Raw genomic sequence first — 9,358 nt, forward strand, 5'->3', positions numbered from 1 at the left:
CGGGTGACAAACAAAACCAAGGTCCGCAGCGCCTCGAAAAGGTGGGCGACATCGTCCCGGAATCCCGGGCGACATGATCGCGGAATTGCCGGGCGACTTCATCGGAATACGCAGTAGGGCACGTGGATATCCTCATTGCTTGCTCCGTGGTCACCACGCCGCAAAACAACGATCTCACCCCCAGCCCGCAAGGCGGCTCACGCCGTAGGAATACGCTGCGTCGAACGATGCTGGCCGAGGACCCGGCAGGCCATGCGCTCGGACACGTCCAGCTTGGCCATGACATGATCGACACAGCTTCGACGGCGGGTGGGGCTCAGAAGTTTCCCGAGGCGGCCTCACGCAGGATCAGCTTCTCGAGCGTCAGATCGGAGACAGCCTTGCGCAGCCGTTCGTTCTCCTTCTCGAGGTCCTTCAGGCGCTTCACCTGGCTGCCCTTCAGGCCGCCGTACTCCTTGCGCCAGCGATAGTAGGTGAACTGCGTCACCTCGATCGTCCGGACTGCTTCGGCAACCGAGCGACCCTGCGAAACAAGGACATCAACCTGCCGGAGCTTCGCGACGATCTCCTCCGGCTTGTGCTTCTTCTGCGGCATTCTCTCGTCCTCCAATGGCTCAAAAACCATACCTCAGGGAGGACCACTTCAGAGGGGGCAGACCACTCGCCATGAACTAGATGTTTGGTCCCAGCATGTCATGGCTCGGAGTCCGGATAAAGATTTCCGGTTTTGTCTCGCTGATCTGTCTGATGGCTTCGAACGGCGTTTTGAACCGCAGAGCCTTGAGCTGCTTGGCGTAGTTGTAGGCGAGTAGCCAGTCCCTGACGTGCCGACGCAGGTCATTGATGGATGCGTAGTGAAAGGATTTCACAGTCGCGTCCTTGATGGTCCGCACCATTCTTTCGGCCTGGCCGTTCGTCCAGGGATGGTAAGGCTTTGTCTGGCGATGCTCGATCCCGTTGGTCGCGCAGACGGCGCCGAAGATGTGAGCGACAAAGCCGTTCTCGGCTCGTTTGTCGTGCTGGACGAACTGGACGCCGTTGTCGGTCAGCACGGTGTGGATCCTGTATGGCACCGTTCTGACAAGGGCTTTGAGGAAGCCGGCTGCGACGAGCTTCGTGGCTTTGCGATAGATCCTGGCGAAGACGATCTTAGAGGTGCGGTCGACGGCAACGAAGAGAAAGGCCTTGCCGCCTTCATAGCGCAGTTCGGCGATGTCGATGTGGAAATAACCGATCTCATAGGCCTTGAAGCGTTTTGGCTTCTCCTGATCGGCCTTCGGCAAGCGGGAAATGCCATGCCTTTGCAGGCAGCGGTGAAGGCTCGATCGCGACAGATGCGGGATCACGTCCTTCAGCGCGACGTAGACATCATCCAGCGGCAGTCTGGCTTGAACACGCAACGCGACGATGGCCGCTTCTTCCAAGGCCGACAGGACAGTGCTCGCCCTCTCTTTCGGCCCCATTGCCTCGTCCTCGACGCCGGGGCGCGATCGCCACTTCCTCACCGTCTTCTCGTTGATCCCGTAGCGCCTCGCGAGTTCAGCGATCGGAGCTTTCGATCGCTGTAGTTCTGCTCGAACGGCGTGCGTGGTCTTGGCGCTGCCGTGAAGAACCTGGCCCATAGCGCCTCCCTCTCTTTCGAGTTCAAGGATACACCATCACACTGTGGGACTGAACACCTAGGACATCGGCCGTCTCCTCTCCTTGGAGCCGATATCCGAATCCATTCCTCCCTCAAAAACCACGGCAGATTCTCAAATGCGATTCCCCTCGCATCAGCTCTCGGTAGAAGCCATGGGTGTAGCCGAAATCGGTGACATAGCCGGACGTCCAGGCGATCATAAGGCATTTGAGAGGGACAGGTGAACGGAGAGGGAGAGCTAACAAAAAACAGGGGACCCGAAGGCCCCCTGCATGTCTCGCTAAAAATCGAATGGAGGTCGATTTAGCCCGCGAAGTTGGCCTGCGTCAGATCAGCCGCATGGATGCCGGTGAGCTGAACGAGAGCGTCGGCGTTGGCAAAGCCACCAGCGTTGCTAGCAGCGCCCTCATACAGGGCATAGGTCTGGCCCTGGAAGTCGAAGGCCGTCCACCCAGCCGTGGTATGAGCGTCCGCAACCGTATTGGCGGCGTGGAGCAACGTCGCATCGGCACCGGAGTACTGGTTGATGGCGCTCTGAGTTGTGGCCGAGACCGCCGTGTAGTCGGTTGCCGGAACCGCGTTTGCCGCATTGGTTCCGAAGAACAGCACGTCGCCCTTAGCACCAGCGTGGAAGCCGTTGACGGTGTCGTGCAGGATGTTGCCGGTCGCCTGTCCAACAGCACCGTTGACCGTGGCATACTCGATGATGCCCGACGCATCCCCGTTATGGAAAGCAACGATGTCGTCGCCCGAGCCGAGATTGATCGTATCCACACCGGTGTTAGTGGCCGCAGTATTCACCCCCCCGGCACCAGCCGTACCGGCGAAGTCCGAACCAGAAACGATCAAGTTGCCAGTGAGGGCCGACGCATTGATCGTCGCGTTGTGGGCAAAGCCAGCCGACACCGTACCGTCGTTAGCGACACCCATCGCCAGATTGCCCGCACCGTCGATGTTGAAGGTCGAGCCAGCTGCGGCGTCGATGACACCGGTCTGGTTGAAGTGGCTCGGGTCGAAGGCCCCACCAGTCAGCAAGCTGTCGGCGAGATCGCCATTCGACGCCAGGTGAACCGTAACCGGCGTGGTCGCAGCACCCGCACCGGAGGTACGAATGGTGATGTTATCCACATCAGCGTTGGTACCGTCGTTGGCGGCAGCCGTACCGTTGGTACCAAGCAGAGCGAGGTCCAGAGTGGTGTTCGTTCCGCTCAGGTTGAACGCCGCCGAACCGTGGTTCAACGTATCGAAGGCATAGGTTGCCACCGAGCCGGCATTATTGAAGGTGTCATTTCCAGCCGTATTGAAGTCGAACTGGGTGATCGTCGTGTTGGTGAGCGTCGTACCGTTGAGGATCACGCCGCCGGCACCGTCAAACTCCAGATGCTCGATCGAGGTCAGGGCATTGAGCGGAGCGACGTTGGTGGCCGAGCTATAATCGTAAGCAGCATTATTGCTGACCGACACCGTATCCGTACCGCTGCCACCATTGACGTGGTCACCGGTGGTGAGACCCGTGTTGAAGTTGAAGAAGTCGTTGCCCGAGCCGCCGGTCGCCGTGACATCACCGCCAGCCGCGAAGACCGCCGAGACGTTTCCGGTGCTAGCCGACGCATCGAACGTGGTGACGTTCGTGCCAAGGGTGTTCACCACATTCACTTTGCCTGCACCGGCAACCGTGATCGTGTTCAAGGAATTATCGCCAAAAAGCGCAACGTTGTTGGTGCCAGTCGCGGCGACGGCCATCTTCTCGATGCCAGTCACTGCAACGAAGGTCGACCCACCGACGGTCAGATCGGCACTAGCGTTGTTCAGGCTGACGTTCTGGACATCCGCCGTACCAGCAACAGACGAACCAGTGTAGTTGACGTTCAGGCCGCCGCCCGTGGTGTTCGAGACCACCAGATCGACAATGTTGTGGAGACCCTGCACGTTAGCAGCGCCGTTGCCGTTTGCCAGCGTCAGCGTCTTGATGCCGTCGCTGTTGACAAAGTTGTAGTTGTTGTTTGCGTTGAACTGGTCCAGCTCGACGTTCTCGACACCGGTCATGGTCGGAACGATGGGGTTGGCAGTGGCGGCATTCGAGGTGACGCGAAGAGTGTCAGTGCCGGCGCCGCCCTTGATCACATCACCCGACTGGAGGGTCGAGTTGTCGTTGCCGCCGCTCTGGCTGACCGTACCGACGATCGTGTCGTTGGCCGCAGTACCCGCGATGTTGTCCACACCAGTAGTGAGCGTGAAGGTCGACCCGACATTTACCGTAGCGCCGAGCGAGCCGAGCGAGCCGCTATAAGTCGCGGTGCCCTGGCCGGCGGCATCGAGGAAGTTGACGACAGCCGGCGTCACGGCAGCCTTGAACTCCGGCGACTCAGAGAAGGCGAGCGCGATGCGCCCGGCGCTGAAGCCGGAATCGAGATAGTACTGCACCTCGGTAGCCGACGGCGTGCGGCCGAGAACCTGCTGATAGACCGCGTTGATGAAGGCGGTGTTGACTGTGTTGCCGCCGAAGCGCGCGGTGAACTCCGGCGAGGCGGCGAAGCTGTTGGCCAGATTCACCTCGGTCGCCGGGCCACGCAGCGTGTCGACCTGATAGTCCAGGCCGCCCTTATCCGGCACGCGGCCGAACACCGTCTGATAGAGACGGACGACTTCCTGAACGTTCTGGCCCTCGGGCGAGGAAATGAGGGCCGAACGGACCTGATCCAGCGTCAGCGCGCCGGAATTGACCGCCGAAACATATGCGTTGATCTCAGAGTCGGAGACTTCCGGACCGGAGCGCTGCAGGATGTCAGCGAAATATTGACGGATTGTATCGATAGTTGCCACGTTGATCTCCACGTAAGGCAAGCGCCGGGGCGCGTCGTTGAGAGGGAACGACCCCTCCTCCTCCATTGCTGCGAACAGCTTTATAAACCTTCCCTAACGGAAAGATACGGAGACCGAAGCGATTCTCCTAACCAGCAGCTGTACAGCAAACACTATACCGAAACAAGGGGTCGAGACAGCCCGTTACGCAAGTTTTTACCATCTGGTCGTGCAACCGGTTCGTCACCGGCGCGCGACTGTCAGGTTAGAAGAAGGTGACTGTCAAGAGTGATCCCATTAACCAGCGCCGGGGCGACGAGAGCCACGTTTTCCGGGCTTTCGGAGAAGCCGGCGAGAACGTTGGCCCGGTCCCAGATGCTGCTGCCGAGGTGGTCAAGATAGTAGGCGAGGCCGGCGGCGTCGGGCGCGCGGCCGAGAACATTGGCGTACATGGCATCGATGAAGGTGGTGTCGCTGGCCTCAGCACCGTGGTGGGCGGCGAATTCGGGCGAGACCACGAAGAAGTTTGCCATGTCCTTCAGCGTGAAATGATGGCTCTCGTATTTGGCGAGGTTGAAGGTCAGGCCGGATTGGTCCGGCGTGCGGTCGAAGGCGGCCTGGTAGAGACGGTAGACCTGGCCGGCAGGGCCATCGGTGTCGAATGCCAACGTCAGATCGCCGAAGGCGATTCGCTCGACGTCCACCAGGATCTGCGATCCACCGCCGCCGAGGTCGACGACATGGATGCTGCCTGAATTCCACACGCCACCGGGGGTGAGGGTCGCAACGCCCGTCACCACTGTGTCGAGCCCGGACCCGCCGTTGACCTGCGCCGCCTGGCCGACGAGGACGATGCGGTCGTCGCCTTGGGCGGTGTAGATCAGGTCGTTTCCGCCCATCGAGTAGATGACGTCCGAGGCGCCCGTGCCGCGCAGGAGATCGGCACCGGGGGCGCCGGCTGCGGTGAGACGTTCGGCGGAGGCATCCCAGATGTAGGACGTGAACTGGCTGCCGTCGGCCTGTGGCCCGCCGTAGAGATGCTGGATGGCGGCAATGTCGAGAGGGCCGAGATGATCGCCGCGCAGGCCGCTATAGCTCATCACCGTGTTGTCGCCGGTGTCGGCGGCCGCAGACAGCGTCTCATCGTGTCCGGGGGTGGTGTCGAAGGGATGCTTGAGGCCGAGGGCGTGGCCGATCTCGTGGAGGGCGACATGCATGAGGTCGCCGGCAAAGACCGGCGTCTGGCGATAAGAGGAAGAGAAGAAGATGTCGCCGCTGATCAGGCTCTCGCCCGCATAGACATGGTCGGCGCCGTCCTCATAGGCGAAGGGCACGGGATAGTGCCCCAGACCCGCGGCCGCATCCTGCGGGCTCGCCAGCTGGGCGAAATCGTAGAAGGCGAAGCTGAGATCGCCCTGGTGCCTCGTCGTCTCCAGAAAGGTGACGCCGCTCACATCGGCCCAGGCGGCGAGCGCTGCGCGCACCACAGCCTTCTCGCCATCGTTCAGCGGCTGGAACGTCGCCGCGCCATGCGGGTCACTCGCCGCAAAATAGTCCGGCGCGGCCGCATCGAACGAATAGGTGAGGATGACGGGCTTTCCCGCCTGATCGCTGCGGTACCAGGACTGTCCCGACAGAAGTGCGCTATAGTCTGTGACCTCAACCATCGGTTCTGCCCTTCCCACACGTGTTCGTCAAAGTCTGAATCGTCGGTACGATGAGACTCATCAAAAGGTTAAGCGAGCCTTGTCCTGCCCGTTTCTTGAAGCGGGTTTGCGAAACAGATTCGACGAAAATCAAACCATCTGCTGCAGAACGAGCCCGAACGGATCGATTGGTCTTCCCACCCGGTCGGGCCATTGATGAAGAACCGTCTGGCGGATACCGTCCCGCGAGATCTCGATCTGGCTGGCATAGCCGCCGATGCGAAAATGCCGTCGCCCATCGCGTCCCGGCGGCGCCGGAATGCCGCGTTGCGACTCCATCACCGCCAGGCCGAACGCCGCCATGTCTACCTGGCGTGGCGAGGCTGCGTGGGCGACCAGCGCTTCCAGCTTGAGGCGCTCCTCCTCGGCGAGCTCGTGACTGACCACGGCGCGCACCTTTTTCATCCGTTCGCCCGCCGGGCGCGATGGATCGAATTCCAGGATGAGGCCCGCCTCCTGGCGGGGCGACCAGCCAATCAGCCAAGACACCCTGGCCGGCATTCGCCGGAACTGGCGGCTGAGCTGTTCGTCGAACAGCACCGCGCCCCTATCGGCGATGTCATCGATCGTTCCCGAGACGGCAGCGAGTCGTGCATGCCATCCTATGGCGAAGTCCTCGATTTGCTTCGCGGCCAATACGAGCTTCTTTTTGGGCATGCTCAGGTGGTTCGGTGCAATGACCTGCAAGAGGCCTGCATCGTCGCACTGGGCCCCATCGGTCCACACAACAGCCTTATCATCGACAAGAAGGGCATTGACGACGCCGATGATGAGATTCCTTGCTAGAGCGCGATGATCAGGCCGCGGCGGTCGCCGGATGATGCACGCCTGTCATGTCGCGCAGGACGCCGACGAGCCGGAGCTCTCCATGGGCAGGATCGCCCAGAACGATATCTTCACCTTCCACCGAGAAATGTGAAATATAGGTGGAAGCCGTCGAAAGATCTGAAAATGTAAGGACGTCCTCACCCAGGGCGAATCCTTCCACCGACAGCGTGTCTCCGGCGTGATAGCAAAGAACGTCTACATGACCCGCCGTAAAATCCGGCACGACGCTCGCGGAATCCACAGACACATGGCTGGTGCTTTGGCTGACCACGTCGTGGTCGCTGCCTTTGGTGTCGTTGACATTCTGCACGATATCGGGCCCCGACGTCGCGTCGGCGTTCTTATGACCTTCGTCATGCGCGGTCGCGCCGGACGAACCAGCAAGGGTGGCCGAGGCACCATCGCGACTGGCCATGAACTGCTCGACGAGTTTGGGCAGATCGACGGCGTTGCCGTCGGCCTTCACCGTGCTCTGTGCGCCGGTGGTGGTATGGTCGGTTGTGGCACTAGCAGCTGACGAGTCTGCCTTGGTCGCTTCGACAGGCGCCGATCCGGGCTTGTCGCTGGATGTATTGCCATCCGCAGTCCTATGCGGACTCGGATCCACCTCCTTCGGCTTATGACTTTCATCTGAAGATGCGTGGGTTTCATCCGGCCTGCTAACGGCTAAATTATCGAACTTGTGTATTGCTAACTTTGATATATTATCAGTAACGTTATCTTTGCTAGGCGCCGTTACGATAGCGTCGTCAGAGCTAGCAACGGTAACCACCGGTGCCAAGGATACCGAACCATGCTGAACCATATTAGCAAGATGAGCGCCCGTATCCTCGTGAATCATCGGATGCGCGACATTTGGCAACGCATAACCGTGCAAGACTGTCTGGCTGTGGCCGACTCTCATGTTATGAACATAGCCCCAGACAAACATCGATTCGGAAGAAGGTGCCGAGCTACGAATTTCTTCATGCCAATCGACTTGTATCATCCGCGCCAGTTCCACCGCGAACAGGCTAATACCAACCACGCTTGCTGGTCCATCTATACATGGAAGAGCATGGACCGAAGAAAGACTATAACTCCCGCCTCCACTTTGATGACCGTTTGTCCAGGCCTGGCCAATGCCATCCTTTTGGAAGCGGCGGGACACAGTTCCCAACTCCGCTGCGCCGCCGTCGCCACCCCTCTTGCCGCCCTCATGAGTAAGGAGAGATGAGGACATTGCCCCATGATCGGTGTGCTGTTCATGATGAAAAGAAGAACCGCCATCAGCATCTGCTGAAACGGCCGCCTCGGCATGCTTGCTCTCCAAGATATCGACCAACATGATCGCAGCGGCCACGAAGGCCGTCAGGAAGGCATTAGGATGGAGAACCACATTGGACGAGCTTTTGATCTGCCGAACGAGTGCAAGCGGCGCGTCTTCCAGCATTCGATCGGACACCTCGCGGAAGCTGGTTCCGATATAGATGTTGCCGGTGACGCAGTTGACGACATGGATCTCGATATCGATGCGGGCGATATGGACCACGACATTGTCTGTGCCAGCCTGCTGATAGATGAACCAAGGGTCGCCTTCATCGCTGACACCGCTGTCCACGTCCACGGCCAAGCCTGCCGCAGCAAGACGGTCGCGTACACGATAGAGTTCCGCCAGATCCTGGTTCTGCCAAGGCATCTTGGGAGCCAGAGGCGTCGAAGCAAATTTGCGCTTGGTGAAGGAAAGGATGGATGCGCTCACAATACCAATCCTTGTGTTAATCTGCCTGATGCATTGAGATCGTTATCTTCAAAAACATCACAGTGAAAACGGAGAAATTAGGCCTTTTCACCATCACCAAAAAGAATTTTATAAGTAGTAGGCTCATAGAAAGCCATTATGTTGCGTACAAAATCCTTAGCGTCCATCTCCAGCGCACCGGCCCAGACACTGTACCGCTCGGCCGGGATGCGGCCGCGTCCCGCCTCGATCTGTGACACAAAAGTGTAGTAGCCAACGTCAACCCGCTCAGCCAACTCTCGCTGGGAAAGTCCCACTGCCTCGCGGCGTTGGCGTAACCAAGCCCCGCCTTCCTTGCGCAGACGTTGCCGAGCCATGTCTTCATTTACAGCTGTTTGGTTCGCCACTGTTCAACCCGCAATTGCCGTCGAGATTCGAGCCGGTGACGATGCTTTGATTTAGGTTCCAGTAAAGCTGCAACACCCACCTGAAAATATGATACGCCACTTTTTGCCTGTTCGCCAGACTCTGTCCGGGATCAGGACATGTGAACCGCGCCGACTTTCCCGGAGACCGGTTGGCTTGAGTCCTACGCGGCGATCGGCACGGCCTCAAGCTGAGCGTAGTAGGCGGCTTCTGCTTCGGCGGGCGGGATGTTGC

General features: G+C 59.6%; 6 protein-coding genes and 1 pseudogene. All 7 read right to left on the reverse strand.

Annotation, left to right across the window (positions count from 1 at the left end; genetic code table 11):
- Window positions 1–206 precede the first annotated feature (206 nt).
- A pseudogene (locus tag AB5S17_RS23020) lies at window positions 207–595 on the reverse strand (transposase); the annotation flags it as partial.
- Between the two features lie 76 nt (window positions 596–671).
- Window positions 672–1,622 carry an IS481 family transposase gene (locus AB5S17_RS23025; protein WP_369243523.1) on the reverse strand — a complete coding sequence of 317 codons (951 nt, stop codon included), beginning with the start codon at window positions 1,620–1,622 and terminating at the stop codon, window positions 672–674.
- 323 nt (window positions 1,623–1,945) lie between these two features.
- Complete coding sequence (locus AB5S17_RS23030) at window positions 1,946–4,465, reverse strand: DUF4214 domain-containing protein (protein WP_369243524.1); 2,520 nt, start codon at window positions 4,463–4,465, stop codon at window positions 1,946–1,948.
- A gap of 239 nt (window positions 4,466–4,704) precedes the next feature.
- A complete protein-coding gene (locus AB5S17_RS23035; protein ID WP_369243525.1) occupies window positions 4,705–6,111 on the reverse strand; it encodes a DUF4214 domain-containing protein in 1,407 nt (468 codons plus the stop codon).
- Window positions 6,112–6,240: 129 nt separating this feature from the next.
- Window positions 6,241–6,807 (reverse strand): hypothetical protein, encoded by a 567-nt coding sequence (locus AB5S17_RS23040; protein WP_369243526.1) that lies wholly within the window; start codon window positions 6,805–6,807, stop codon window positions 6,241–6,243.
- Between the two features lie 139 nt (window positions 6,808–6,946).
- Window positions 6,947–8,719, reverse strand: a complete 1,773-nt coding sequence (locus AB5S17_RS23045) for a hypothetical protein (protein ID WP_369243527.1) — start codon at window positions 8,717–8,719, stop codon at window positions 6,947–6,949.
- Between the two features lie 77 nt (window positions 8,720–8,796).
- A complete protein-coding gene (locus tag AB5S17_RS23050) occupies window positions 8,797–9,105 on the reverse strand; it encodes a helix-turn-helix domain-containing protein (RefSeq protein ID WP_369243528.1) in 309 nt (102 codons plus the stop codon).
- Window positions 9,106–9,358: the final 253 nt, after the last annotated feature.

Source organism: Jiella sp. M17.18 (assembly GCF_041027365.1).
Lineage (GTDB): Bacteria > Pseudomonadota > Alphaproteobacteria > Rhizobiales > Rhizobiaceae > VKMB-3413.